This is a genomic window from Psychrobacter sp. DWR1-2-3 (assembly GCF_049896465.1).
Classification (GTDB): Bacteria; Pseudomonadota; Gammaproteobacteria; order Pseudomonadales; family Moraxellaceae; genus Psychrobacter; species Psychrobacter maritimus.
The window spans coordinates 749,675-776,666 of sequence record NZ_JAFCUJ010000002.1; the positions used below are offsets into that span (position 1 = coordinate 749,675).

The 26,992-nt window shown below is 43.2% G+C and carries 26 protein-coding genes and 1 tRNA gene; 12 read left to right on the plus strand and 15 right to left on the minus strand.

What is annotated here, in order from left to right; all coding sequences use genetic code 11:
- The first annotated feature begins 193 nt into the window (after positions 1-193).
- From ACP7AA_RS06230 to ACP7AA_RS06250, 5 genes are all read left to right on the plus strand, one after another.
- A complete protein-coding gene (locus ACP7AA_RS06230; RefSeq protein WP_227670453.1) occupies positions 194-1,177 on the plus strand; it encodes an RDD family protein in 984 nt (327 codons plus the stop codon).
- 309 nt (positions 1,178-1,486) lie between these two features.
- Complete coding sequence (rpsF, locus tag ACP7AA_RS06235) at positions 1,487-1,891, plus strand: 30S ribosomal protein S6 (protein WP_201619518.1); 405 nt, start codon at positions 1,487-1,489, stop codon at positions 1,889-1,891.
- Between the two features lie 16 nt (positions 1,892-1,907).
- Positions 1,908-2,138: a 30S ribosomal protein S18 gene (rpsR, locus tag ACP7AA_RS06240; RefSeq protein WP_010198808.1), complete on the plus strand. Its 231-nt coding sequence runs from the start codon at positions 1,908-1,910 to the stop codon at positions 2,136-2,138.
- A gap of 26 nt (positions 2,139-2,164) precedes the next feature.
- Positions 2,165-2,674, plus strand: coding sequence for a 50S ribosomal protein L9 (gene rplI, locus ACP7AA_RS06245; protein WP_201619517.1), 510 nt, complete (start codon positions 2,165-2,167; stop codon positions 2,672-2,674).
- Positions 2,675-2,926: 252 nt separating this feature from the next.
- A complete protein-coding gene (locus tag ACP7AA_RS06250; RefSeq protein ID WP_144298031.1) occupies positions 2,927-3,151 on the plus strand; it encodes a hypothetical protein in 225 nt (74 codons plus the stop codon).
- A 60-nt stretch (positions 3,152-3,211) separates the two neighbouring features.
- Here the strand turns inward: ACP7AA_RS06250 and ACP7AA_RS06255 are convergent, their stop codons facing one another.
- The 3 genes from ACP7AA_RS06255 to cobT are packed head-to-tail and all read right to left on the minus strand — an operon-like array spanning position 3,212 to position 5,812.
- On the minus strand, positions 3,212-3,808 hold the full coding sequence (locus tag ACP7AA_RS06255; RefSeq protein WP_201591358.1) for a histidine phosphatase family protein: 597 nt from the start codon (positions 3,806-3,808) through the stop codon (positions 3,212-3,214).
- A gap of 37 nt (positions 3,809-3,845) precedes the next feature.
- On the minus strand, positions 3,846-4,745 hold the full coding sequence (gene cobS, locus ACP7AA_RS06260) for an adenosylcobinamide-GDP ribazoletransferase (protein ID WP_306495154.1): 900 nt from the start codon (positions 4,743-4,745) through the stop codon (positions 3,846-3,848).
- On the minus strand, positions 4,745-5,812 hold the full coding sequence (gene cobT / locus ACP7AA_RS06265) for a nicotinate-nucleotide--dimethylbenzimidazole phosphoribosyltransferase (protein WP_426222954.1): 1,068 nt from the start codon (positions 5,810-5,812) through the stop codon (positions 4,745-4,747). Before cobT ends, cobS begins: the two co-directional genes overlap by 1 nt.
- Positions 5,813-5,921: 109 nt before the next feature.
- Here cobT and ACP7AA_RS06270 point away from each other — a divergent pair, with 109 nt between their 5' ends.
- Positions 5,922-7,058: a glycerate kinase gene (locus ACP7AA_RS06270; protein ID WP_426222955.1), complete on the plus strand. Its 1,137-nt coding sequence runs from the start codon at positions 5,922-5,924 to the stop codon at positions 7,056-7,058.
- 240 nt (positions 7,059-7,298) lie between these two features.
- Positions 7,299-8,126, plus strand: a complete 828-nt coding sequence (locus ACP7AA_RS06275) for an enoyl-CoA hydratase (protein WP_426222956.1) — start codon at positions 7,299-7,301, stop codon at positions 8,124-8,126.
- 103 nt (positions 8,127-8,229) lie between these two features.
- On the opposite strand, the gene ACP7AA_RS06280 is transcribed toward ACP7AA_RS06275, so the two are convergent.
- From ACP7AA_RS06280 to ACP7AA_RS06295, 4 genes are all read right to left on the minus strand, one after another.
- The gene (locus ACP7AA_RS06280; protein WP_201564935.1) at positions 8,230-8,652 is read right to left on the minus strand and encodes a tetratricopeptide repeat protein; all 423 of its coding nucleotides are present in this window, start codon (positions 8,650-8,652) and stop codon (positions 8,230-8,232) included.
- Positions 8,653-8,816: 164 nt separating this feature from the next.
- A complete protein-coding gene (locus ACP7AA_RS06285) occupies positions 8,817-9,155 on the minus strand; it encodes a RidA family protein (RefSeq protein ID WP_426222957.1) in 339 nt (112 codons plus the stop codon).
- Between the two features lie 94 nt (positions 9,156-9,249).
- A complete protein-coding gene (locus ACP7AA_RS06290; RefSeq protein ID WP_201628646.1) occupies positions 9,250-10,497 on the minus strand; it encodes an NAD(P)/FAD-dependent oxidoreductase in 1,248 nt (415 codons plus the stop codon).
- Between the two features lie 331 nt (positions 10,498-10,828).
- On the minus strand, positions 10,829-13,030 hold the full coding sequence (locus ACP7AA_RS06295) for an ATP-dependent helicase (protein WP_426222985.1): 2,202 nt from the start codon (positions 13,028-13,030) through the stop codon (positions 10,829-10,831).
- A 308-nt stretch (positions 13,031-13,338) separates the two neighbouring features.
- Here ACP7AA_RS06295 and ychF point away from each other — a divergent pair, with 308 nt between their 5' ends.
- The 3 genes from ychF to ACP7AA_RS06310 all read left to right on the plus strand — a co-directional run bounded on the left by ychF (position 13,339) and on the right by ACP7AA_RS06310 (position 16,890).
- Entirely contained in the window at positions 13,339-14,430 is a 1,092-nt protein-coding gene (gene ychF, locus ACP7AA_RS06300) for a redox-regulated ATPase YchF (protein WP_201564938.1), read from the plus strand.
- 165 nt (positions 14,431-14,595) lie between these two features.
- Positions 14,596-16,032, plus strand: coding sequence for a deoxyguanosinetriphosphate triphosphohydrolase (locus tag ACP7AA_RS06305; RefSeq protein ID WP_426222958.1), 1,437 nt, complete (start codon positions 14,596-14,598; stop codon positions 16,030-16,032).
- A gap of 177 nt (positions 16,033-16,209) precedes the next feature.
- Entirely contained in the window at positions 16,210-16,890 is a 681-nt protein-coding gene (locus ACP7AA_RS06310; protein ID WP_201619507.1) for a TetR family transcriptional regulator, read from the plus strand.
- 47 nt (positions 16,891-16,937) lie between these two features.
- Here the strand turns inward: ACP7AA_RS06310 and gspK are convergent, their stop codons facing one another.
- The 8 genes from gspK to ACP7AA_RS06350 form a co-directional block, all read right to left on the minus strand.
- Positions 16,938-18,014 (minus strand): type II secretion system minor pseudopilin GspK, encoded by a 1,077-nt coding sequence (gspK, locus tag ACP7AA_RS06315; RefSeq protein ID WP_426222959.1) that lies wholly within the window; start codon positions 18,012-18,014, stop codon positions 16,938-16,940.
- A gap of 48 nt (positions 18,015-18,062) precedes the next feature.
- Entirely contained in the window at positions 18,063-18,983 is a 921-nt protein-coding gene (locus ACP7AA_RS06320; RefSeq protein WP_426222960.1) for a type II secretion system protein GspJ, read from the minus strand.
- Entirely contained in the window at positions 18,980-19,459 is a 480-nt protein-coding gene (gene gspI / locus ACP7AA_RS06325) for a type II secretion system minor pseudopilin GspI (RefSeq protein ID WP_426222961.1), read from the minus strand. Before gspI ends, ACP7AA_RS06320 begins: the two co-directional genes overlap by 4 nt.
- A 3-nt stretch (positions 19,460-19,462) precedes the next feature.
- The gene (locus ACP7AA_RS06330) at positions 19,463-20,170 is read right to left on the minus strand and encodes a prepilin-type N-terminal cleavage/methylation domain-containing protein (RefSeq protein ID WP_426222962.1); all 708 of its coding nucleotides are present in this window, start codon (positions 20,168-20,170) and stop codon (positions 19,463-19,465) included.
- Between the two features lie 210 nt (positions 20,171-20,380).
- Positions 20,381-21,064 carry a TetR/AcrR family transcriptional regulator gene (locus ACP7AA_RS06335; RefSeq protein ID WP_068405549.1) on the minus strand — a complete coding sequence of 228 codons (684 nt, stop codon included), beginning with the start codon at positions 21,062-21,064 and terminating at the stop codon, positions 20,381-20,383.
- A 232-nt stretch (positions 21,065-21,296) separates the two neighbouring features.
- Positions 21,297-22,085 carry a TatD family hydrolase gene (locus ACP7AA_RS06340; protein ID WP_426222963.1) on the minus strand — a complete coding sequence of 263 codons (789 nt, stop codon included), beginning with the start codon at positions 22,083-22,085 and terminating at the stop codon, positions 21,297-21,299.
- Between the two features lie 218 nt (positions 22,086-22,303).
- Positions 22,304-24,091: a GspE/PulE family protein gene (locus tag ACP7AA_RS06345; RefSeq protein WP_426222964.1), complete on the minus strand. Its 1,788-nt coding sequence runs from the start codon at positions 24,089-24,091 to the stop codon at positions 22,304-22,306.
- An 88-nt stretch (positions 24,092-24,179) separates the two neighbouring features.
- Positions 24,180-25,061, minus strand: coding sequence for a TrmO family methyltransferase domain-containing protein (locus tag ACP7AA_RS06350; RefSeq protein ID WP_426222965.1), 882 nt, complete (start codon positions 25,059-25,061; stop codon positions 24,180-24,182).
- 445 nt (positions 25,062-25,506) lie between these two features.
- Here ACP7AA_RS06350 and ACP7AA_RS06355 point away from each other — a divergent pair, with 445 nt between their 5' ends.
- Together ACP7AA_RS06355 and ACP7AA_RS06360 are read left to right on the plus strand one after the other, a co-directional pair.
- Positions 25,507-26,280: a ferredoxin--NADP reductase gene (locus ACP7AA_RS06355; protein WP_426222966.1), complete on the plus strand. Its 774-nt coding sequence runs from the start codon at positions 25,507-25,509 to the stop codon at positions 26,278-26,280.
- A gap of 137 nt (positions 26,281-26,417) precedes the next feature.
- Positions 26,418-26,504 (plus strand) — tRNA-Leu (locus tag ACP7AA_RS06360).
- The last annotated feature ends 488 nt before the right edge of the window (positions 26,505-26,992 follow it).

Consider the following 26,992-nt stretch of genomic DNA (forward strand, 5'->3'; position numbering starts at 1 on the left):
TTTGATTTTTTCAAATAGACCCTAATATAATGTATTACCAAAAGTGACTTAAAAGTAGCTTTAAAGACCGTTTATTGAAGATTTTTTTAAATTATTAAAGATAGCTTTTTAAAAACATCTCTTTAAAGACCGCTCTTTAAAATCCGCTACTCATAAAAAGTGACTTGAGATATGACTAACTATGTAGGCAATTATGCAGATTTTCCTTGCTCGAAATAACGTACAAGCCGGTCCATACACTTTGGATCAGCTCAATATCATGCTCACCTCTGGCGAAGTCGTATTAGATGATTTGATATGGCATGAAGGCTTAGATCAGTGGCAGCGTGTTGGTAATTTAACCAACAATCAGACTTACTACCGTCCTGCTCCTATAATGACGGCGGATAATAACGACTCTATTATTAATAATGTTACTATCTTTCCAGAAGATTCTGCTAGTACTACGGGTCAAGATGACAAAGCCGTATCGCTAGACAGATTATATGGCAAGCCTGAACGTCCAGCAGAAAACGCTAAAAACAGCAAAGTGGACATGACAACCAATCGTCAATACACACCAAATAGTAATGTGTCATTAAATAAGTCTGGTGCCAAAAAGATTTCCGACAACGATAAAGTCGTCGGTGATGTTGTGCTTGCGCCTATCATGTCGCGAGTATTGGCAACTGCGCTCAATGGCTTGCTGTATGTATTAGCGATTTTTCCGCTAGTCATGGCGTTGACCAAGATGGATGTGGATTATACCAAGTTCCAAAACATCCAAGATATGGATGCCGCTTATCAGTACTCAATGACGCTCATGGAAAGTATTCCAAGCAGCACCTTGATGATGTCACAAGTGATGGTGTTTGGTTTGTTTGCGCTGCAACTCGTATTTATTACCTTGCGCGGGCAATCACTTGGTAAGCTGATTACCGGTATCCGCGTCGTCGACCAAACGACCCATCGCCTGCCATCTTTTACCAAGCTTATTGGCATGCGTACCTTGCTACTGTTTATTATTTATAATTTGTTGTTTTCGTTCACCAGCTTCTTAGGGTTTGTGGTTATTATTGTTCATTATTATATGGCCTCAAAAAGCCCTGAAAATATCGGTTGGCATGACAAACTTGCTAAAACCCTAGTGGTCAAAGCGGATAGCAGCCAATTGGTCAAACAGCCAAAAGTAAAATAATTAACTTAATAATTAATTTATAGCCTTGTTATAAACAGATTATTATAAATATCATAAAGTTATATTAAAAAGTGGCGTTTAGGCGCCACTTTTTATTAGTAGAGCAGTATTTGCTGCTCTTATTGTTTATTGACAGCCTCTTAGTGATTAACCTTTGTGTTAAGCACCGAGTACTGTTATAATACGGCGCTTTATAAACTAAGCTTATCCCCTATTGTTTTTATAGAATTCGATAAAATTTGGGCTTACCTTATAAATCTCCTTGCTATTAACATAGGGTTAATAGCTACTAATCCGTAAGGAGTCATAATGCGACATTACGAACTGGTGTTACTTGTACACCCAGACCAAAGCGACCAAGTGGTCGGCATGGTTGAACGCTATATCAAGTTGGTTCAAGACAACAACGGCACAATCCATCGTCTAGAAGATTGGGGTCGTCGTCAACTGGCTTACCCAATTAACAAGATTCATAAAGCTCATTACGTTCTTTTCAACATTGAAACTGACGGTGAAACTTTAGCTGAACTTGAAGAATTATTCCGTTATAACGACGCGATCATTCGTAGTCTAGTTATGCGCCGTGACGACGCTGTCACTGAAGAGTCGCAGTTAGCCAAGAATGCCGATGAAAAACGCGCACGCAAAGCAACTACTCGTCGTCCTGACAGTCGTGAAAACGATAACGACGACAACGACCACAGTGAAGACTAATTAAAGGAGAATACTCATGGCACGTTTCTATCGCCGTCGCAAATTCTGCCGTTTCACTGCTGAAGGCATCACTCACATCGATTATAAAGATGTTGAATTGCTAAAACAGTACATCAGTGATAATGGTAAAATCGTACCAAGCCGCATTACCGGTACGTCTACTAAGTATCAGCGTCAACTAGCGACTGCTATCAAGCAAGCTCGTTATTTATCGCTACTTCCATACACTGATAACCATCAGGGTTAACCGTTAACTTTAACTAGGAATGACTCATGCAAATTATTTTGTTACAGCGTATCGTCAACCTTGGTAAACTCGGTGAAACTGTCGATGTGAAACCAGGTTACGGACGTAACTTTCTTATCCCTTTGGGTAAAGCACTACCTGCAACTAAAGCAAACATTGAAAAGTTCGAAGCACGTCGTGCTGAGCTTGAAGCTGAAGAAGCCAAAGAAGTAGCTGTTGCTCAAGAACGTGCTGACGCATTAACTGACGTTAATGTGATCATGCGCGCTAAATCAGGTGACGAAGGCAAGCTATTTGGCTCTATCGGTACTCGCGATATCGCTGAAGCATTGACTAACTCAGGTCTAGAAGTAGACCGTGCTGAAATCAAGCTTCCTGAAGGCACTTTACGTCAAGTTGGCGAATATAATGTTGATATTCAGCTACACCACGACGTTACTGCTAGCATCTTAGTCACCATTCTTTCAGAAGATGGCGACAACGAAGATGCCGCTGAAGAAGTTGAAGACGACAACGAAGATTACTCAGAAGAGTAATTTTTGGTGGTAGGGTAAACTTACTACCCGTCTAAGAAAGCCAGTAACGTCATGTTGCTGGCTTTTTTATTTCTAAAATTTGCTAAGTGCTATCTCATTAATACTTACAATAGTATTGTGTAGCAATAACTGGTAATAAAACACCTGCATAACCTATACCTAATAATAAAATACTGCTTATAAAGTCATCTTCATTAATCTCAGTGCTATTGCTATCCTAGCTGTATTTAGCCATAGATAAAATGGGACGATATGATAAACACTGATGACAAATTAATATGCATCCAAGGTAACGAGTTTTATAAAGAAGGTGAAATCTATACGGTCGGTAGGATTGTAAATAATAAGTATTTCCAGATATTGACCGGCAATAATGCCGACCATTGGTATGCAACCTTAGACGATGAAGGTATTTATGTTAGCTTTGATTCTATGAGCCCTAAAGACAATAAAGCATGGTTTGATAAGATAGATTAGAGGTTTTTATTGCTATATTGATGAAAGATAAACGATTATAAAAATTAGATAGAAAAATCATTACTCAAAAAGCTGGCTGTTATAAACAGTCAGCTTTTTTGGTTGAAAAACTAGTTTACGGCATTGTAAATAATTTACTGCTTGTGGCCAATCAGCCGCTATTTTTGGCGCCTCTTGCCGAGCGGCAATCATACTGGCAGCATTTATCCAGCCCGCATGACCGACTGCTAATACTGGTTTTTGACCCCTATTTTGCGCAGCCATCTCATTTAACCAGTTTTCCACACGCTCAAATAACTGCTGTAAACTCTCGCCGCCCTTAGGGGCAAAATCTGCAAAATGATCACACCAATCATCAATCTGTTGTTTAGGAATTTGCGCCCAAGGCCTGCCATCCCAGCCGCCAAAATCAATCTCTGCCAGCTCAGGGGCGACATGATATTGAAAGCCATGCGGCGCCAATATTTCTCCGACTTTTAACGAGCGCTGTAGTGGGCTGACCCAAATCACTTTTGGCAATTGATGAAAACGCACGAAGCGCTGTATTTTATTAGCAAGGCGTTTAATTTTGCGTTTATCGACACTGATATCAGTCTGTCCGATACAAAAGCCATTAGCCGCAATGGGCTTTGGATGGCGCCAAATATACAAAACCATTCGCTATCATTATCCTTTCTAAATAGTACGCTTAAAATTAAATAAAAGGGTTCGAGGCAGCAAGTCCGATATAAATAGCAATTTCACTTAACTGCTGCGTGGCGCCTAACCCATCACCGGTATAGCCATCTAAACGCCTGCGCAACAAGCGCCGCATATAATCCGTCGCTACGATGCCTAGTAATAAAGCCAATGACCATTGCCAAATACCAATTTGCTGCACGGTATTAGGAAATAGGAGCACGACCAGCAAGCCCGCTAATATGAGCCAACCACTGCTCAATAATCCTTGTAATGGCGTCAGCTGCTGCGCCATCGGTTTGGCTTTAGCATGCTCAATCTCACCGCCGTAAGGCAATAGCGCCAGTAAACTAATACATAATAAACGTGAGAGCGTATGTCCAATAATCAGCGCCACAATAGCCACTGATAAAGACATAGACGCCAATAAGCTGATTTTGATAAGTAACGCCGAGACCAATCCTAGTACACCATAAGTCCCTAAGCGCGAATCCTTCATAATGGTTAAAGTACGCGCGCGAGTCAGACCACCACCTAGACCATCACAGCTATCCGCAAGTCCATCTTCATGAAAAGCGCCAGTGAGCCTAATTCCAAAGGCCGTACTTACCACTGCCGCCACCAAAGGCGTAAATAAAAAACTACACAGCCAAAATATACCTGCACAAAGCAGCCCAACTAACAGACCTACCCCAGGAAAATGACGGCTGCTCTGGTGCAACCACTGCGGATTGTAATTGGCGAATTGCGGTACGGGCAGACGCGTTAAAAACTGTACTGCTACTAACAATAAACGCCATTCATACTTTATAAATTGACTAATACTTGGTTTAGAAGAAGACTGGGGTAATGCATTTGGTTGATTCAATGTCTGATTTAATGGTTGTTTTGATGGCTTTTTTGATAATTGTGACATTAGCTGTTTTGTCCACTGATACCAGCATCATTAAAACTAGCCATCTCATTGATAATCGCACAAGCCGACTGTAATAATGGATACGCCAGCGCCGCGCCACTACCCTCACCTAGGCGCATACCCATATCGAGTAACGGCTCAGCATTGAGCAGTTTTAATAAATGCGTATGTCCCGGCTCGACCGAATGATGAGCAAAGACAGCATATTGAGCAACACCGGGCGCTAAGCGCTCAGCCGCCAACAACGCGCTGCTGGCAATAAAACCGTCGATAAGAAGAATACGGCGCTCACTGGCTGCTTGCATCAGCGCCCCTGCCATCATCGCAATCTCAAGCCCGCCTAATGCCGCAAGTATGTCGAATGGTGCTTGCTCTTCACTGTGCCGCGCTAATACTTGAGTTAAAATACTTGCCTTGTGCTTTAATCCTGCATCGTCGAGGCCAGTGCCGCGACCGATACAATCATTAATCGGTGTATCGCCCAATCTTGCCAGCAAAAGACTTGCCGCTGAGGTATTACCAATGCCCATCTCTCCGACGATAAGCAAATTACCCGCCATGCTCTCGACAACTTTCATGCCGCTCTCTAAGGCGGCTAAACACTCTGCTGCGCTCATCGCAGGCTCGGTTAGCGCATCACGGCTACCGTGACGGACTTTATAATCGAGCAATTGCGCATGGTCTTTAAAAGGAGAATTGGCAAAATCGGCATCAACACCAGCATCGACTACTTTTAGCTCAATGTTATGCTGACGGGCTAAGACATTGATAGCAGCGCCGCCTTGCAAAAAGTTATAAACCATCTGCGCAGTCACAGCACTAGGATATGCGGATGTGCCATGCTTGGTTAAACCATGGTCGGCGGCAAATACTCGAATCTGTGGCTGATTAATATGCGGCGCGGTCGTACCTTGAATCATACCTAACTGCACAGCGAGCGTTTCTAAACGTCCAAGGGCGCCAAGCGGCTTGGTCTTTTGGTCGATGATTTGCTGCAACTGCTGGCGCAGCTCATTATTTTCGATATTGGGAATAGTAGGCGCGGTAAAGGTGGTCAAGGCAATCATCCTAAAGGTTATAAATGAAACAGGAGACTATGGTAGCAGATTATCCAATTTATAATGATATGATTGGCCTAATTGCACAATTCCAACTTGCATAATCGTAGAGTATTTCATGAAAATTTTAATCGCCCCTGACTCGTTTAAAGAAAGCCTAGAAGCATTAGATGTCTGCCACGCTATCCAGTCTGGATTCAGTCAAGTGTTTCCTGACGCTGACTATAAGCTGCTACCCATGGCAGATGGCGGTGAAGGAACTTCTGCAGTATTGTCTTATGTACTAGGTGGGCGCTGGAAAAAAGTGCGAGTCTATGACCCCTTAATGCGACCAATCAATGCTAAATATCTGCTATTAGAAAATGAGACAGCCGTAATTGAAATTGCTCAAGCCTGCGGTTTGCATTTATTGACGAGTGAAGAAAGAAATCCGTTAATTACGAGTAGCTACGGAGCTGGCGAACTTATTGCGGATGCTTTAGATGAAGGCGTTAAACGCATCATTATCGGTTTGGGTGGTAGCGCCACCAATGACGCAGGACTTGGTATGCTAATGGCGCTTGGCATGACGTTTCATGATAGTGCTGACAATACGTTAGCCCAAGGCGGCGGCGCGCTTGCCAACTTGCAACGATTAGATGCGACAAACTTCCATACTAGTGTGCTGGAGACAGTATTTGAAGTAGCCTGTGATGTCACCAACCCTTTATGTGGCGAGTTGGGTGCCAGTGCAATATTTGGCCCTCAAAAAGGCGCCAGCCCGCAGCAAATCAATGATTTGGATAAAGCGCTAACGCATTTTGCGAGTGTATGTGAGCAACATGGTTATCAAGACCACCAAGACATAGCAGGTGCTGGCGCAGCAGGTGGGCTTGGCTATGCGTTAATGAGCTTTTGCCAAGCTGAGTTAACATCAGGCTTTGATACAGTGGCAAAAGTTACCAACTTATCACAGCATATTGCCGATGCAGATTTAGTCATCACTGGTGAAGGCAAGCTTGACGCTCAGTCTGCCATGGGTAAAGTAGCTGGCGGCATTAGCCAAATCGCCAAAGCCAGCCAGACACCAGTGATTGCGATTTGCGGCAGTGTTGATGGGTTAGAACCTGCTCAAACCAGTCAGTTTGACGTTATTATGCCCAGTATCCAAAAGCTAGAGTCCATCGATAATGTCTTTAAATACGCTTATCATAATATTGAAATCACCGCTGCCAATATTGCGGCGGCGATAAAATTGGGTCAACGCATAAAATAGTATTTATAGAGCTACTTTATATTTTCTCATAGCTATTTTTGACCGTATTACCGTTAAATAGCGCTCTTATCATCTAAGAGCGCTATTTTTATGTGAGCTATCAACAATACTGAGCTGTTGCATAAGGAAGTCACTTAAGGAGTTAGGCATGCTACTATTTGGGTTATGATTTAAGTCTCGTTTGTATTTTATTCTAAATTTAGCTAGTGTTTATTAATTAGCAGTTATCAAGGACGATAAATGAATAACCATAACCTCAAGCCATCAGAACCTTGCTCCTCAATGAATCCCAGCGAGCCCTTGGTTATTAGAGAAAACTTAGGCAGTGTTGTGACGTTGACACTCAACTGTCCCAAACAATTTAACGCGCTATCAGTAGATATGTTATTTGCTATGCAAACAGAGCTAGACAGCATCGCCCAAGATAGCAGTATTCGCGTGGTCGTCATTGCCGCAAACGGTAAGGCCTTTTGTGCCGGTCATAATCTAAAAGAGATGCGCGCCAATCCAGAAAAGGCATTTCAGCGCGCCTTATTTGAACAGTGCAGCCAGATGATGCTGACCATCAATCGCATGCCACAAGTGGTGATAGCTAAAGTAGAGGGCATCGCTACTGCTGCTGGCTGTCAGTTGGTGGCAGCCTGTGATTTAGCTGTCGCCTCGGACAATGCCAAATTTGCCACTTCTGGTATCAGCGTAGGGCTGTTTTGCTCGACACCTGCCGTTGCTGTCAGTCGCAACCTCTCTCGTAAGCAAGCATTTGAGATGCTCATCACCGGTGAATTTATCGATGCTCATACTGCACTGCAACAAGGACTCATCAACCGTGTGGCAAGCGCAGAGCAATTAGATACGACTTTGCAGTCTTTAATAGATAGCATTACCGCCAAATCCTCAGTCGCTTTGATCACTGGCAAAACCATGTTCTATAACCAGTTGGATATGACATTGGCAGATGCTTATGAGTATGCTAGCGAGGTGATGAGCTGCAATATGATGGCAGATGATGTGAGTGAAGGGATTGATGCCTTTATCGACAAGCGTCCTGCCGTATGGACAGGACACTAAGAGCAATATCAGCATTTTATAACATAAAATACTGATATCGGCACACGCGACTTTTTAGATAATACAATACGCTTTGCTCAATAAAGAAGGACAATAACGAAAACTACTCTGCTAATAATTTCGCCAACAACTCATTTATCTCAACTTTAAATTCTCTGTCTTCGATTTTATTGGCGCTAATTTTAGCATTTTGTAGGTTTTCGATAGCCGCCTCTGTTTGACCCAATTCGATTTGCAGCTCAGCCATAGAAAATGCAATTGATGCCAAATGGTCTTTTGAATTAATCGCCGCGGCTTTATCTAATGCTTTTTGATAGATAACCAATGCTTCATCCAAATCTTCGGTAAAGTCAGCCAACGTTTCCCACTGTTCAGGATGGTCTTTATCGCTCTTTTCATTTTCGTTACAAAGATCCTTTAACTGCGCATATAGCATATCAAAGGTTTTTTGATCGTTTTTACTGTCCGCTTCTAGCAGTTTTTCTGCTAGCACATAAATGGATTTATATATTTTGGTATTAATCATGATGGATAACCCTGTTAGTTGTTCGTCAAATACGTTAATGGTGTTGATTATAGACTAGTTTGCCTGAATAGCTCATAGAAAAGGGCGTGATATCGATATCACACCCTTTTACTGTATTTAGCTAATAAAATAAGCAGTTAATATAGCCAATGAAATGACAACGTTTACTCAGCAGCGATGGCAATCATCTCAACCAATAGTTCAGGACGTGCCAACGCCGACTCGCCGCAAGCACGAGCGGGTGGCTGCACGCCTTCAAACCATTTATCCCACACTTCATTCATTACAGCAAAGTCTGCCATATCTTTTATCCAGACTGTCACTGACAATAGCTTTGATTTATCGCTGCCCACTTCCTCTAACAGTGCTTGTATCTTCTCTAAACACGTCAATGTTTGCGCTTTGATATCGTCTTCGCTATTGCCCACTTGACCACATAAATAAACGGTCTGGTTATGCACTACGATTTTACTCATACGTTGGTTACTATGCAGCTTTTGCATGGACTATTATCCTTAATTTTTTAATGGTCTTAAATACATGAGCGTTTAAATATATAGATGGCTCACGTTTTATTAAACAGTGCTTAGCAAGAAATTAGCGAGAAAAACGATCGGCGCTAAAGGGTTTAATATCGACCAATAGCGGCTTTTCATGAATCATCTCTTCGACGATACGACCGGTCATCGGCCCCAAAGTAAAGCCTTGATGGCTATGACCAAAGGCAAACCATAATTTATCGTGCTTAGGCGCAGGACCGATAACTGGCTTCATATCAGGCATACAAGGACGTGAGCCTGCCCATGCTTCACTCTCAACGGCATCTTCTAGCGGTAGTATTTTGCGCGCAAGTTTTAACACGGTATTTAATTGGCCAAAGTTCTTTGGCGCATTCATCGTGGTCATCTCAGCACCAGTAGTAATGCGGATACCTTGCTGCATTGGACCCATCACAAAGCCTTTATCCATATCAAACATACTATGATGAATGGTATTTTTTTCATTGACCTTAAAATGCTGATGATAGCCGCGCATCGGGAACAACGGCAAATCATAACCAAGCGGTTTGATTAAATCATTCGACCAAGGTCCAGCAGCAATGACCAATTTATCACTATAATAAGTGTCATTGTCGGTAATGACTTTCCAGCCGTTTTCTTCTTGTACAATTTCTTTGACGCTGCTTTCTTTGATGGTACCTTGCATTTCTTGGAAGTTTTTAGCATAGGCTTTTACAAGTGAGCTTGGGTTTGACACTTGCCAAGAGTTGAGCCAATGAATCGCGCCAACGAACGCGTCAAAATTGGCACTAGGCTCCATGGCTTTTAACGCTTCAACCGTCAAGACGTTATGCTCAACACCCTGATTGCGCGCATCAATAGCGGCAGCAATGGCTTCTTTAAACGTCTCTTCAGAGCGATGCAGCTGCAACCAGCCATCACGGGTAATCAATTCATCCGCACCAGAGGCTTCAATCATGGTTTGGTGCTCGCTGGTACAATGCTCAATCAACGTCTGCCATTCCGCTTCTATTTTTTTGACTGAAGCAGGTGTAGAATATTTCCAATACTGCAATAGCGCCTGATGATAACGCAAAATCGCTGGGATTCGATAGCGAATATCGGTCCCTTGGTTCGGCAATACACGTATCATTTCAGTCAGATGGCGCGGAAACGGATGGGTATGAATAGCCTCACGTTGAATCAAACCCGCATTGCCGTATGAAGTCTCAGAGCCCGGTAATTTTTTATCTAACAGCAATACTTGAGCGTTATTTTTTTGTAGATGCCAAGCAACTGAGGTGCCGACCATCCCTGCACCGATAACGATCACTTCATAGCGCATAACTTGTCCTTTTTTAAGGTCTTAATACAGAATGTTAAATATGAGAAATAACAGATAAGGGAGTAATAGTAACGCATTGCGCGCCAGATTAAACCCTTATGATATAAATATTTTTGCTATTAAATACTTTTGGTTATGGATTTCAATGGAAGGTATTTTTGATAGGAATAATGGAAGTATGATTGAAAAAATAGTGATGATTAAAGTAGATTAAAAACAATAAACGATTTCAAAAATGAGGCAGCTAAACGTTGTGAGGTTAGCTGCCTTTTAGAATTAATGACTATTTTAGCGTTAAGAGCGATGCATATCCGACATTTATCACAAGCTATCACCACCAAATCGGATCTTCACTCGCTAGCGTCTCTAAAAGCCTTTTATTAGTCTCGACCGTTAACTTATCAGCAGTTAGCTCAGCAATAAATCTTGAGGGCTTATCAAAGTATCCTGAATAGCTTGAGAAGTACTCTGGCGCGGTTAAAAACAATCTGCTCTTAGCACGACTGCAGGCAACATAAAACAGCTTACGCTCCTCCTCTAACTCTTCAAAATCACTGAGCGAGCGATAGTGCGGCGTCATACCATCGACGAGGGAATTGACAAAAACCACTGGCCATTCAAGTCCTTTGGCACTATGAATGGTAGAAATGGTGACTTTATCATTACTATCTTCGCCTTTTTCAGATTCGCCTGCGGTAGCAACTGAATCATTGGGCGGATCAAGGGCAAGATTTTCTAAGAATTTATCGAGACTGTCATGTTCTGTTGCTAAATTTTTGAGTACACGAAAGTCTTCGCTACGTTCACGCCAATTCTCTTCAATCGTTTTTAGGACAGGGATATAAAACTCTAAAATCCGCTCAATCACCATTTCGACTGACTCTGCCTGACTGGCTTTGGTCAAAGTCGTATGCAATGATTTAAGCTGTGGGCTTTTCTTCGCAAATGACGGTAATAGTAGCGGCTCGAAAGTATTGTTGTTAACGTTACTATTAACATTATTATTAACATTGCTATCGGCATTAATGGCTTGGGTCAAACGCGTTGCCGTTACTGCCCCCACCCCTTTAAACAAGGTTAAAATACGGTGCCATGCAATCGTATCATTTGGGTTATAAAGTATTTTGACAAACGCTAAGACGTCTTTGATATGGCGTCTTTCAATAAAGCGGATGCCGCCTACGACAATAAAGGGAATATTGCGTTCCATAAATTCAAGCTGGACGTAGTTGGATTGAAAGGACGTGCGGCACAATACGGCAAAATCTTGATAATCGTAATCCGGTTTTAATTCGATAATTTTATCAGCGATATACTTTGCTTCTTTGGTTTCATCGCTTAAACGGCGAAAAACTGGCTTTATGCCTTCTATAGATGCGCCCGAGTACAATTGCTTTTGATAGCCTAACGTAATTTGAGCCGATAAAGCATTGATATAATCAAGCACCGCTGGTGTACTGCGATAATTTTGCTCCAATTTAATCAGTTTTGCTTCGGGGTAGCTTTCGCCAAATAATAAGATATTTTCATAATTGGCACCGCGAAAGGCATAAATACTTTGGTTATCATCACCAACGACCATCAGCGACACCGATATAGGCGCACAGATGAGGTCAATGAGTTCTTTTTGTGGAATATTGGTGTCTTGATATTCATCGACCATGACATAACGATATTGCTTTTGTAGTAGCTTTCGAAAGGTGTCATTGTGCTTTAGATGCCGCACCACTTGACTGATGATGTCATCAAAATCGTATAAATGGTTGGCGCGTTTATACTCATGAAAGTCGACCGCCAATTGCTCAATAACTGGAATATGCACGGCAATATCAGGATAACTGCTTTCGATTAAATCACGAATATGAATACGGCGATTTCTAGAGGTTGAGAAGATATTTTGCAAGGTTTTTTTGCGCGGAAACGCCTGATTGGTTATTTTGGTCGGATACTTTTTTTCTTTATTAATCAAATCAATAGCGTCTTCGCTGTCACCGGTATCTAAAATAGTAAAGCGCGGATTGATACCAAGTAGCCCAGAATATTGGCGCAATAACATATTGCAAAAAGAGTGAAAAGTGCCGCTAGTGATATCATTTAAAGCCTTACCGTTTATGTGACTATTATCATCTAGACGGTTAGCCAGCAAAGTTCTAGCGCGACTTTTAATCTCATTGGCCGCTTTACGGGTAAAGGTTAATAGCAGAATCTCTTTTGGCGCTACACCATTTTCTATCAGGTAGCTGGTTCTGTAGGTCAGGGTTTTGGTTTTACCAGAACCTGCACCGGCGATAACCAACACCTTGCCCTCAGTTGTGGTAGCAGCCAATAACTGATTGGGATTTAACTCACTGGCATAATCCACTTGCAACCCTAAATGACTGGCAAGCCGTTGCTCTAATATTTCAGCATCCGCATTTATCAAATTGGCTTCGAGCTTTTTAATCGCCTGCTCAAGCCGCGTAAGCTTGGGTTTCATGTCAACGAAATTTTGCGGATAATTATAATGGTGGGTAGCAAAAATGGTGGTCATTATTAACAATTGCCTTTGGTATGGTTTATCGTGCTAGCTATTGATGACAGCGCAGCAGCATGCATCATCATTTATAGGTAGTAGCTTATCATAATAGACAAAGCTCTGAGGGTCGTTGATAACGAACATTGATATTAAATGGCGGTATTAAATGGCGTTATTAAGTATTGTTATTGACCATAAGAATTGGAACAGTAAGCACAACAACCTCACCCATTTTGGCTGAAATTTGCTACAATATGCCCAATTTTGAGTTACTATTTTACGAAGTCTTATACTGACTGATTTTATTAATATATTGAGAGCATGTTATGGGTTTTAATTGCGGCATTGTCGGTCTACCAAACGTGGGTAAATCCACCCTGTTTAACGCCTTGACCAAAGCGGGTATCGCCGCTGAAAACTTTCCATTTTGTACCAAAGATCCCAACACGGGTATCGTTCCAGTACCAGATCCACGCCTGAAAAAACTGGCTGATATCGTCAAGCCTGAGCGCGTATTGCCTACAACAATGGAGTTTGTTGATATCGCAGGTTTGGTCGCTGGCGCCTCAAAAGGCGAAGGTATGGGCAACCAGTTTTTAGCCAATATTCGCGAGACCGATGCGATTGCTCACGTAGTACGCTGCTTTGATGATGACAACGTCGTCCACGTTGACGGCCGCGTCAGCCCTATCGATGACATCGAAACCATCAATACCGAATTAGCATTGGCAGATTTAGAAGCCGTTGAGCGCGCTATCCACAACTTAAGCAAAAAAGCCAAAGGCGGTGATAAAGACGCCTCTGCTATGCTCGATATTTTCAAAAAAATCGAGCCATTATTAGCAGAAGGTAAAGCGGCTCGCGCTGCCAATTTAGACAAAGACGAACAAAAACTGATCAGAAGCTATGGTCTGATTACCCTAAAGCCAACCATGTATATCGCTAACGTTGCTGAGGATGGTTTTGAGAATAATCCATATCTTGATGCAGTGCGTAACTATGCTACTGGTGAAGACTCTATTGTCATTGCGCTATGTAACCAAATCGAATCTGAAATTGCTCAGCTTGATGAAGATGACAAAAAAGACTTCCTAGCTGAAATGGACATGGAAGAGGCTGGCCTTGATCAAGTCATTCGTGGCGGGTATGAGTTGCTTGATATGCAGACTTATTTCACTGCGGGCGTCAAAGAAGTCCGCGCTTGGACAGTTGCTGTTGGTGCAACGGCTCCTGAAGCCGCTGGTGTAATTCATACTGATTTTGAACGTGGCTTTATCCGCGCTGAAGTGATTGCTTATGATGACTTTATCGAATACAACGGTGAAAAAGGCGCAGCTGCTGCCGGTAAATCACGCTTAGAAGGCAAAACCTATATCGTACAAGATGGCGACGTGATGCATTTCCGCTTTAACGTTTAACGTTTAATAAAGCGGATTGCGTGTTACACAGTCTTATTACAGAACAACCAAAAGCCAGCTTCAAAGCTGGCTTTTTTTATTATAATAAAGGGAAGAACGTTAAAATAATTAACCTCTCTAAAAACAACGATAAAATAAAATGATAAAAATAAAGGACTATAACCTATGACTGCTTCTGTTAATCAAGTGCTTAATTCCAGTGACCATTGGGCAAAATTATTTAACGCGCAGCGTTTAGGGAGTCATAAAAAAGCCCCTGCCGAGGACAGCGCGCGCTCCTCCTTTCATAAAGATTACGACAGACTGGTGTTTTCACACTCCTTTCGCCAGCTTAACCAAAAAACCCAAGTCCATCCCCTAACCAATCAACTCGGTATTCATACGCGCTTAACACACTCGCTCGAAGTTTCTTGTATTGGACGCTCTTTGGGCATTATGGCAGCAGAAAAGCTGCATGATAAATTAGATGGTGGCTTACCAAATGGTGTCGCGCCTGCTGATGTTGGTGTTATTGTGCAAGCCGCATGCCTCGCCCATGATATCGGCAATCCACCGTTTGGTCATGCCGGAGAGTACGCCATTCGTGACTGGTTTATGCATCCTGACCGTCAAAAGGTTTTGCACAACCTAAGTAGCAATGAGCAGTTGGATTTGCTGGCTTATGAAGGTAATGCGCAGGGATTTCGCATCCTTGCCCGCAATGAGCACCATCCTGACTTAGGCGGTATGCGTTTGACTTGCGCCACTTTAGGCGCGTTTATGAAATACCCTTGGCTTGCAACCCATAGCAACCCTATTTATCAAGACACTCCCATTTATCAAGGCAACCACACCACTAACATGCAAAAATTTGGCTGCTTTTATAGTGAGGCAGCTCAATTAGAAGAGTTAGCAGCACGTTTACATCTGCCGCGCTCCGAGCAACACGATGGCTTTGCTCGTCATCCGCTGGCTTATTTATTGGAAGCGGCAGACGATATCTGCTATGCGCTGATAGATTTGGAAGATGGCATCAATTTGAATATGCTAAGCTATGCGGAGGTTGCGGCTATTTTTTATGAGTTGATTGGCGAGCGCCCTGATACGCTTAATTTACCCACTCATGTGTCAGTCAGGCAGCATTTGGCATCGCTGCGGGCACGGGCAATGATGCGTTTGGTCAATGCCGTAACCGATGCTTTTGTAGCCAATAGTAACGCTATGCTGGCAGGGACGCTACAGGGCAGCCTGTTTGCCCATTGTGATGCAACTGTGCAAAGCGGCATCACCCAAGCTAAGCAACTGGCGCGTGAAAAAATATTTAATCATCCAAGTAAAGTACGCATGGAGCTGATGGCCAATCAATGCCTGCAGCGCCTGCTCGATGCTTTTATGCCATTGGCTTGGACAAATGGGACCAGTGCTTCCATAACCCAAATGTCCTTTGAGCAGCAGCGTCTGCTAAAATTGCTGCAGCCGCATCTCGATGAGCATCGTCGCGTTTTATCCGATGACACCTATGATAATATGCTCAATGTTTTAGACTTTATAACCGGTATGAATGACCATGAAGCGTATCGATTGGCGCAAGAGCTACAAGGACATTGGGGCACCATTGTTTAAACAACATGTTTAAGCAGCAAGTTTGAAAAGAAGTCTAGAAGCAATTTGAAACCGAGCTTAAAATTCAGTCTAAAACCAATTCTAAAAACTGGACAATCAACGATAACCGTCTATTTCATTCGTATTTTCGCAATGAAATGAGTATGATAGACATCTATCAGGTAATTTTGAAATATTATGAGTAGTCGCGAACAAAAGAAACTTCAAACTCGGCACGCTTTTTTTAATGCGGTGCTCGATTTATGTATGACAGGGCAATCTTTTAGCTCAATCAGTCTCAGACAAGTCACGCGCGAGGTTGGCGTGGTGCCGACCGCCTTTTATCGCCATTTTGATGACATGGAATCGCTCGGTCGTGCCTTGGTTATCGAAGAGTTGGGCGGTACGCTAGCAACCTTAAGTGACAACCTGCAAATTGGTCGCAAACGTAGCTTTGAGCGTCAAATCGCTAAAAGTATTCAGATGTTTTTATATATGGTCAGCGAGCAGCCGTGCTATTGGCAATTTTTAGTCAGTGAACGCTATGGCGGCTCGGAGGCGGTACGCAAAGCCATCAATGAGCTGATTAAAAAGCACGGACAAAGCCTAGCAGAGGATTTAGCGCTACAACCTGCTTTTGCCCATATCAATACTTATGACCGCAGGCTATTGGCTGAAGCTGGGGTCAATATGTTCTTTTCTTGGATTATTGATTGGCTAGAGCTGACCTATACCGAAGACCATGATGATGAAGTCGACTTGGCTGATATTGAAGATAAAAAACAGCTGATGCTGCATAATTGTACACGGCAAGCACAGATGCTGTTTTATGGTGCTTACAACTGGAAATCTACGGAAGAAACCCGTTTAAGTGATTAATTGGGCTTAATTTTTGCACGTTATTTAGCACTGGTTATCTATAACCATTAGAAAACTGGCCTAAAAGCCCAAAGTCGCTGCGTCACCACGCGTACCTCTTTGGGTTTTTTATTGTCAGCATTTTTAGCGTTTTTTGCATTGCTATCAGCGTTATTAGCATCATTGCTATTTTCATTACTGCTATTTGCTATTTCACCCTCAGCCGCCGTTTTGCTAATAACAATGGTCGCAAAGCGTTGTCTTGCCTGACCACCATCTGCATTATCACTAGCGGTAATAAGCGCCATAAAAGCTTGGCTATCAACCGCTAATAATGGTGTTAACGCCTTACGCTGCTCTGCTTTTACACTACTTAATATCGGCAACTGCCAGATATCATCAATAGAGCCAAATGCTTGCTTTGCTCGCAGCTCAACGATGCTCTGCATTTGCTGACTGCTCGCACCCTCTAGCAAAGCGGCCAGCAAAACGGGGCTGGCAGTATTAATATTAATGGGTAAATAATACGGCGCCGCTGTGATATAGGGACGCAGTGCCGCTAATACTTGCGCATTGATACCCTTCACTTCTGCTAATTGATCGATACTAAGCAAGGCTTGATTGGGTAAAATGTTGTCCACGCCGCTATTAGTCTGCTGAGCATAAACCACACTTTCATCACCGCCATCTTGATAGACCTCGCTGTCGGCATCTTGATAATCAAGGACGGCAATGGCGATATCAGGCTCTAAATTTAGCTGCGTGAGTAACCTTTGAAAGACGGCCAATGCAGCAGTATCAACGGCGCCATTATGATATAAATTATTAATATTAAAACGACTGCCCTCATCGCGTAATTCGATGCCGATGCTATCTCCGCCTAGCGTATAAGGCGGTATTGGCTGCGCCCAAATATCCTGCGCGCTATCGGTATCATTTAATTTAGCATCAGCACGAATCAAGGTAACCGCCAATTGCTGACCTGCGTTGATATCTTGTAAGAGCTGGTTTTGGTCAAACAATAAGCCGCTGCGCCTAATGGCAATCTTTTGACTGGCCAGCATCGCCCCTGCAACCACAGTAATACTGACCACCAATAGCAAAATAGTCAGCAGCGCAACCCCACGTTGAGAGTTGGCTTTCATAGAGGTTATAGGCCTCATTTGTGGCTTAGTTGGCATAAACAGTCTCTATCATTGACCAAATGGGGCATTTTCAGTAGCGTTGCCTGAGTTATTATTTGCTGCATTATCGTTATTGGTGCTGTCATTACTGTTGCCGTTATTATTCTTATTACTATCGTTACCATTGCCATTAGGGTTATTAGCATTAGGATTGTTAGGAATATTTTTATTGCTGGTATTTGTACTTATATTTGGGATTGGTTGCGGAGTAAGTGCCCATTGCCAAGTAATGGGCATATCCTGATAAGTAAAGTTGAGCACAATCCCTTTTGGCAGTAGCATAATTTCAGAGGGCGCATTGGCTGAATTTGCCGTCGGCGCTGCTAAAGTATTGTTATTGATGTTGCCGCTGTCTTTATTGGGAAATTTGGCACTTAATTCAGGTAAGTAAGCTTGCCAGCGACCAGCCGTGACACCTTCAAGCAAGATACTATCTAGACTAATGCTGTCACTGCCACCGGCAAGACTGGTATATTGACGACGAATTAAGCGCTCATCAGCAAAAATGTATTCGATATGCTGCACACTAGCGCTGCTTTGATAACGAGGGTCAGGGTCGGCAAAACGCACAAAGCTGATACGTGCGCCGTCTAGGCTCATAAAAGGTTCAGGCGCTGGTGCATTTTCTTGATTGCTATTATTAGTATTATTTGCAGTGCTGTTAGTTGCAGCATTGTTGGTTGATGCGTTGTTAATTAAGGAATTAGCACCTTGCGTATCCACTGCCTGATAAGGAATCATTTGATTCATATCTTGCTGTAATTGCAAATAGGCATATTGCAAAACCGCTAAATTATCCGCATGAAACTGCGCCCGTTCACGCGCACGGTTAACACCATCAAATACTTGCCAGCCTGCAACTGCTAACATGGCAAATATCGCCATCGCAACCATCAGCTCAAGCAAGGTGAATCCATGATTTGATTTCATGGATTGCCTCCATTAGGGTTTAGTCGGCTCAAATCCAAACTGCCGACCTCTTGCTTAGCGTTACTTAGCATGATGTTGATATCCGTCACTGCGCTGCGTGTCTGTCCGTCTATAATGGGCGCAACAGCGATATTCACCTGCTTTAATGCAGGTGTGATGGCATCTGTGGCAGTCATTGTCACTTGCCAATCGCGACCTTGCGCATTGATAGTTTGGGTTTTATTAGCCGTCAGCCACGTATCTTGAATACGCAAATCTGCTGCTGCGTTTTGTGCCACGAACTGCGCTAGCGTACGAGTGCGCAAGACATCGACTGAGCTTAAATACGCACTACTAGCTCGGCTCGCGGCAACGGCAACGACCGCCAAAATCGCTAAGGCAACCATGACCTCAATCAGGGTAAAGCCGCGCTCATATTTTGATAGAGCGGGCTTTGGGTTTGTATAGGTCGATTTGGCTTTATCATTATCTATCATAAGTTAGCGCCCTTGCCCTATCGACATACTGCCATCAGGCATAATCGTAATCACCTCACCCACCAAACGCGAATTATGGCGCACCTCAATCGTTACCGGCGTGGCCTGCCCTGTCCCAAACCATAGTACTTGCGGTACGTTTTGGTCGGTAAACCACGGCTGCAGCGCTTGCATTTGTCCTGTGTTTGACCGGTTACCTGCATCCAAGCTTTGTACGCTTAAGCTCACATCCGTAGGCAATACAGGCAAGCTAATTTCTGGCTCAAGCTCCCAGCTTGGTGTGGGTGCTTTATCTGCAGCAGCAGCTGACATACTCGTCAAATCTGCTGACAGCTCCATGGCGTTCTTAGGCGTACTGTCTCCACTAGAAGAGGTGGAAACCTGAGTTTGATAAGCAATATAAGGATTAGATAGAGTGACAATGACGGGCGTGACTTGACCTTGTTTATCAGCTTGTAAGCTCAAACCCATAGGTTGCATGCGCTCAGCCGATAAAAGCCTTACATAGCTCAATGAATCCGTTAAATGCTCATAAAAAGCACGGTTTTTGCGCGATTCACTACTACCGACCGATAAGCTCATCATGCCAGCAAATATGGATAGAATGACGACCACCACTACTATTTCGACAAGGGTAAAACCCGCTTGCCCGATGCGGCTGTGCGCGTGAGGAGCGGCTATTGAAGAAATTGAGGAAGTCGGTTTTGACATACAGAAGTCATCTAGAATGGTGTCATTTTATTAGAAATGACACTGAATTGTGTGGTATGAGTATGATGGAGATAAAACGATAGATATGCCTGATTAAAAAAATAAATCTGTACAAATGTTAGAAGATAAATTTAACGTGCTGCCATACAGAATATAACAACACGGATTTTATAAAAAAATAACTCAATACATTAAAAATATAATAGGAATCTAGTAATTGGTATTACGGTGCTCTTCTGACTCAGTATCGATTTGCTCCACCAATTCTTGCATATCCTCATCCATCACCTCGTCATCGGCGGCTGGATAATGGCTTGGCAATTCAAGCATTTGCTGCACAAAGGCATAGCGCAAGGTATCACGGCGACCTAAGTAGCGCTGATAAAAACTTGAGTTTAATAATCCTGCGCCACCCTGACCCATCGCCCAAATCGAGGACAAATAATCGCGCGTACTTAAGCTACTATGCTGCTCTTGTAAATACGCACTGATAATATCAATCAAACGCTTCATACGCTGACGACGAATATCGTAAAGCTCGCCGAATAAGCGATTCAAACCCGTCACCGATGCCGCCAAACGTTCTTCGATTTGGTTAAGGAGCATGGCTTTTTGTGGATTAAACAATTGCTGAAAAATCATACGTGCGACACCTGCCGACGGGCAGTCATCAATACGGTTAATCTCAAATAACTGCTCTTCATAACGAATAATAATACGCAGGTAGAGCTCATCTTTACTGGAGAAATGCTTATACAAGGTGCCTTTAGCCAAATCAAGCTGGTCGGCCAAACTGTCCAAAGTGATATCACCATCGCCTGACTCAAGTAGCAATTGCTCTGCCATCGCTAAGATATTCTCTTCTCGTGCCTTGAACTGGTGCTGACGACTCATAATCTCTCCTAAAATCTGACAATATCATGCATATGACCATCATTTACATCGGTATATCGGCAGCGCATATATAAGTCATACAACGGCTACGCCAATATCATCCAAGGAAATATGCTTATGTTTGCTAAATAGTCATTGATAATCATAAGGTTAAGTTCAGTATTATGAATACTTATAGAACAGAACCAGAAGACTAGCTAATAAATGACTGATTGGTCATAGCATAACCATTTTAGTGGTACTGTGCCAGTAAATTCTCAAAGTTTTTTGCAGTCAGAGCACCTAATTCCTCGCTACTACAGCCGTACATCTCAGCAAGATAGCGTGCCACATATGGCACGTATGCTGGCTCATTGGGTCTACCACGTTTAGGAACCGGTGCTAAATACGGGCTATCCGTTTCGATAAGTATTCTATCTTTGGGCATATTTTTTGCAGCATCTTGAATCATTTGTGCACTTTTAAAGCTAACAATGCCTGAGAATGAGATATAAAACCCTAAGTCTAATGCTCGTTTTGCGGTTTCCCAGTCTTCAGTAAAGCAATGAATAATACCGTGTTCAGCGCCTTCCGCTTTTAAGATATCAAGCGTATCTTCTTTGGCGTCACGCATATGCACGACTAGAGGTTTCTTCAAGCTTTGGCTGGCATGAATATGACGCGCAAGGCTGGCTTGTTGCTCCTTTTTATTGTCTGTCGACCAGTAATAATCCAGCCCCGTTTCCCCTATCGCCCATACATGGTCCGCATCAGCGGTTTCTATTAAGCGCTCAACCGTCGCTGATTGTAAGACGCTGATATCTTCACAAGGATGAATGCCGACGCTCATACCAAGATTTAGCGTTTCGTCGCCATAAGTGTTGACAATATTGGCAATCTCATCATATTCAGCGAAATCACACATAATGGCCATCGCACGGGTGACATTGGCTTCTTTCATCGCGGCAATTGCGCCGGACAATTGACCATCATACTTGGTTAAATCTAAACGGTTTAGATGGCAGTGGCTATCAGTAAACATAAACAATCTCGTTAATAAAAATCAATAAGTAGAATTATCTTATAATATGGATTTGGTAATCGTAATAGTATTAATTGCTCTAAATAGCACTGTTTTCAAGGGGTGTTTAACAAACGCCTATATACGTGCTTCTAAACCCTTTTCTCATCAGCGTATATTTTTCAAAGAATACATTTTTTAAAGCGCTTACATTTAAAGGGCAGTTATCAATGCAATTGTCAATTTAATGGCACCACGCGCATCACCTCTTCTATGGTCGTCACCCCTTCACTGATACGCTTTGCCCCAGATAAGCGCAGCGGCTGTACGCCTTCACGGTAAGCTTGCTGCTTAAGCGCATCTAAATTGGCATCAGCGGCGACCAGTTTTTTTAGCTCATTTGATAACGGCATGATCTCATACAGACCAACGCGGCCCTGATAGCCGGTATGGCGACAGTGCTCGCAGCCCTGCGCTTTATAAACTTGTGCTGGCACTGGCGCGCGCCAAGGCTGCACCAATTCTTGCCATTGAATGGCTATTTCACTATCTGCCGCAACATCAACGGCTTGCTTACAATGCGGGCATAATGTCCGTAATAGACGCTGTGCCATCACGCCCAATATCGTTGCTGAGGTTAAAAATGGCTGAATGCCCAAATCGTGCAGACGGGTAATAGAGCTTGGGGCATCGTTGGTATGTAACGTTGAGAGTACCAAATGTCCCGTCAAAGACGCTTGGACTGCCATATTGGCAGTCTCAGCATCACGAATCTCACCAACCATAATAATGTCTGGGTCTTGACGCATCAAAGAGCGAATACCATCAACGAAATGCAAATCAACCCCAGGGTTGACCTGCATTTGATTAAAGGCTGGCTCAATCATCTCAATCGGATCTTCAATCGTACAGACATTGACCTGCTCGGTGGCAAGCTGCTTGAGCGTACTATATAAAGTGGTCGTTTTACCTGAACCGGTCGGACCAGTAACCAATATAATGCCATTAGGATGGGCGGTCAGCTCATGCCACGTTTCAAGCTGCTTACCCGACAGGCCAAGCTGGGCAAATGAGCGTACCAGCACTTCTGGGTCAAATACCCGCATGACAAGCTTTTCACCAAAAGCAGTCGGCATGGTAGAGAGACGCAGCTCAGTCTCTAAGCCTTTTGGCGTACGGGTTTTTAGACGTCCATCTTGCGGCTTACGTTTTTCTGCGACATTGAGCCGTCCCAAAATTTTAATACGGGCGGTCACTGCCACTATAATGGCAAGCGGCATCTCATACACGCTATGTAGCACCCCATCAATACGAAAGCGCACCTTGCCTGTTTCGCGGCGTGGCTCTAGATGAATGTCGCTTGCACGCTGCTCAAAAGCATATTGCAATAGCCAATCCACCACTTTGACAATATGTTGGTCATTGGCATCTGGATTGGTGTTATCGCCCAGCTGCAATAAAGCTTCGACATTGGTGACGTCCGCCGCTGCACGCTTATGTAGGGAGTTCGCGCCTGCAATCGCTTGCGTGACTTGATAAAACTCTTGCCGATAGCGATTGACTTGTTCAGGATTAATAAAGACTGTACGATAGCTTTTTGACTTAATGAGCTTTTCAATATTGCCATGCCAATCGGTATAAAACGGTTGATCAGTACCGATAACCACCTCATCAAGCGTCACTTCAATCGGTAAAATATGCTGCGAGCGCGCATACTCAAACGACATCAGCTGCGTCACCGCCGGTACATCGACCTTTAACGGGTCAATACGCACCAGCGGCATATCTGCTTTGGCAGCCAACCATTGATTAAGCCATGCCAGCGTTAATTTATTCTCAGAATTACTATCAAGCGCGTGACCATTTGGCAGCCCAAACTCACTAATCGTTAAGAGCGGATGCTGCGCCTTATTACGGCGACTGGTAATGACGAGATTATAGCCGCGCTGATCAATCACCCTATCTGCCAACAATTCATCTAGGCACCAACGTAAATCAATCACTATCGAATATTTTTGAGCAGGCATAGTTTTATTCTTCTATAGTTGCATTTTTCTATGGTTTAGGTCATTTGGTCGGCGGTGATGTTTACTATAACTCTGATATTTACTTTAATTATACTGCGACAATATTCGTTATCTGTAATTCATCCGATTCCAGCAATTGAAAGCTGATATCGACAGATTTATAACGCATGACAAATGATGTATGTATCTCTGTACGCCGATAAGCAGGGCGTGGGTCTTGTGCTATCAACGCTTTGATAGTATCAAAATCAGACCTTAATAACTGTTTTTGAGTTTTATCAATGACCGCTTTGACTGATGATTGCTTATTTTGAGCATTTTCTGCTGCTATATTATCTGCACTTTGATTGGCAATAATTTGCCCAAACTGCCCATAGGCAAACTCAGTAATCGTCACATCCAATAAGTGGGGCGCAGAGGACGCAAAACCGCTTTGGGCATCAGGCAATGCATCACTGTAAGCCACATAAGGCTTGATATCGATGATGGGCGTGCCATCTATCATATCAGCACCGCTAATAATAAGTAACACCCGACCTTCTACAATCTCAATGCGTTCAAGCTTGACCACAGATAACCCAAGCGCGGAAGGTCGATACATACTGCGACTGGCAAATACGCCTATTTTTTGATTGCCACCCAAGCGCGGCGGGCGAACTTGCGGGCGAAAAGCGCTCTCCACTTTCTCTTTTTGATTATCATCGTTTGAGCTTGCCTGCTTGTCTTTATGCAACTTGTCTTTATATAAATAGTTATGATGAAACTGCCAACTGATCCATATATGGCTAAAATCCTCCAGCCCGATAAATGCCGCTGGCGTATCATAAGGCGCGAGCATTTCAATCACACTAATCATAGCCACCAAATTTGGCTGCCTCGGTGCGCCAAACTTTTGCGACAGCGGCGCACGGTGGTAGCCGATAATGGGTGATATATGATGGCTAACAGCAGCGGTAGTCTGGCAAGTCATAATTCAAATCCCAAAATTAGATGGCTGATAATACATGGCATACGGCAATGATAGAAAATTATTCGCTAACGATATTCCATTTTATCATGGTACAGACAGGCAGCTAGGCGGATTTTTATTTTAAAGTTTGTTATGATGAGCGAGAAATTTACTGAGAATGGCTTGCATTCATAAAGCACACGTCTAAAAGTACAAGCAGCAAAGTTTACTTTTACGGGCAGCGCTGTTGTTTGCTAGAATCTGACGCCTTATAAAACCTGATAATAATGTTAAAATAACGGTTTTTTATCCGTGTCATTTGCTTAACATGTCATTTGCTTAATTAGCCTGAACTGATAATTGATAAGCGCTTTATCTTATTAATACTTTTTATTACCTTAAAAACTTTTGTTTACCACCATTTTTAATGGGCGAATACACATTACCACTTACTAACGAGGGCTTTATGTCAAAACTCCGCACCGAAACGGTCACAGAGGTTCATCACTGGAATGACTCTCTATTTAGCATCAAAACCACGCGCGACGATGGCTTACGCTTCCGTAATGGCGAGTTTGCGATGATTGGTATCGTTGTCGATGGTAGACCGCTCCTGCGCGCTTACTCGATTGCCAGCCCCAACTACGAAGAGCATTTGGAATTTTTCTCTATTAAAGTACAAGACGGTCCATTAACCTCACGTCTGCAGCATATCAAAGTTGGCGATGAACTATTGGTCAGTAAAAAGCCGACAGGTACTTTGGTACTGGACGATTTATTACCGGGTAAGCATTTATATATGCTGTCAACAGGTACAGGGCTGGCGCCATTTTTAGCTTTAGCGCGTGATCCTGAAGTTTATGAGCGTTTTGAAAAAATCATTTTGGTACACGGTGTGCGTCAGGTCAAAGACTTAGCTTATCGCGAGATGTTCGAAGAAGAGCTGCCAAATGATGAAATCTTTGGTGAAGATTTCCGTAAAAAGTTCATTTATTACCCTACCGTCACCCGCGAAGAGTTTAGAAATACTGGCCGTATCACTGACCTGATGAAATCGGGCAAATTCTTTGAAGATATCGGTCTGCCTCCGATGAATAAAGAGGATGACCGCGTTATGATTTGCGGTAGTATGCCGTTTAACGCTGAAGTGTCATCGATTTTAGATGATTTTGGCCTGACCGTCTCTCCACGCATGGGTGTACAGGCAGATTATGTGGTTGAACGTGCCTTCGTTGGTTAAAAATGAATTTTTATCGTAAATATGATAAATAATTCTTGACGGCCAAAAATAGCCTGCTATAATACGCAGCCTATACAGAGTTAACCCTGTAACCCAATTCGATAATGTTTTGCAATATAAACTTTATCACCTAACACGCCGGTGTGATGGAATTGGTAGACATGACGGATTCAAAATCCGTTGCCTTTAAAAGCGTGTCGGTTCAAGTCCGACCACCGGTACCAATACCTAGTTCTATACTATCTTATAGAGCCGTCAAAGCCCCTGATATCAGGGGCTTTGTTGTATCTGGCGTTCTATACTGTCCTGCTTTGTCTGTCCTAATCCATGCATCTGATGTACACTGTCATGTACACCGGTTTTTAAATGTACATTGGGGTGGCAGCTATGGAAGCACGTAAGCCTATCAGCTCATCGCAGCATTACAATAATAATCAAACCACACTTGTATTGGCAATTTATAGCCTAAACCCTTTTAAATTCTAGTCCCACTGCGAGCACAGCTCTTGTCTTGCGTCGCGGCAAAGCAGTGCTTCGCTTTATCCCTCCTTATTGAGAATGTCTCGCTCCTCTTGAGATCACGTTTAAAACGTTTGACCCCTGCCGTCAAATCCGTACAGTTAAACTTGGGAGATTTTAATTACGCAGCTTGACGATAATAGTCAAACCACACCTGTCTTGGCGATCTATAGCCTAAACTCTTTTGAATCCT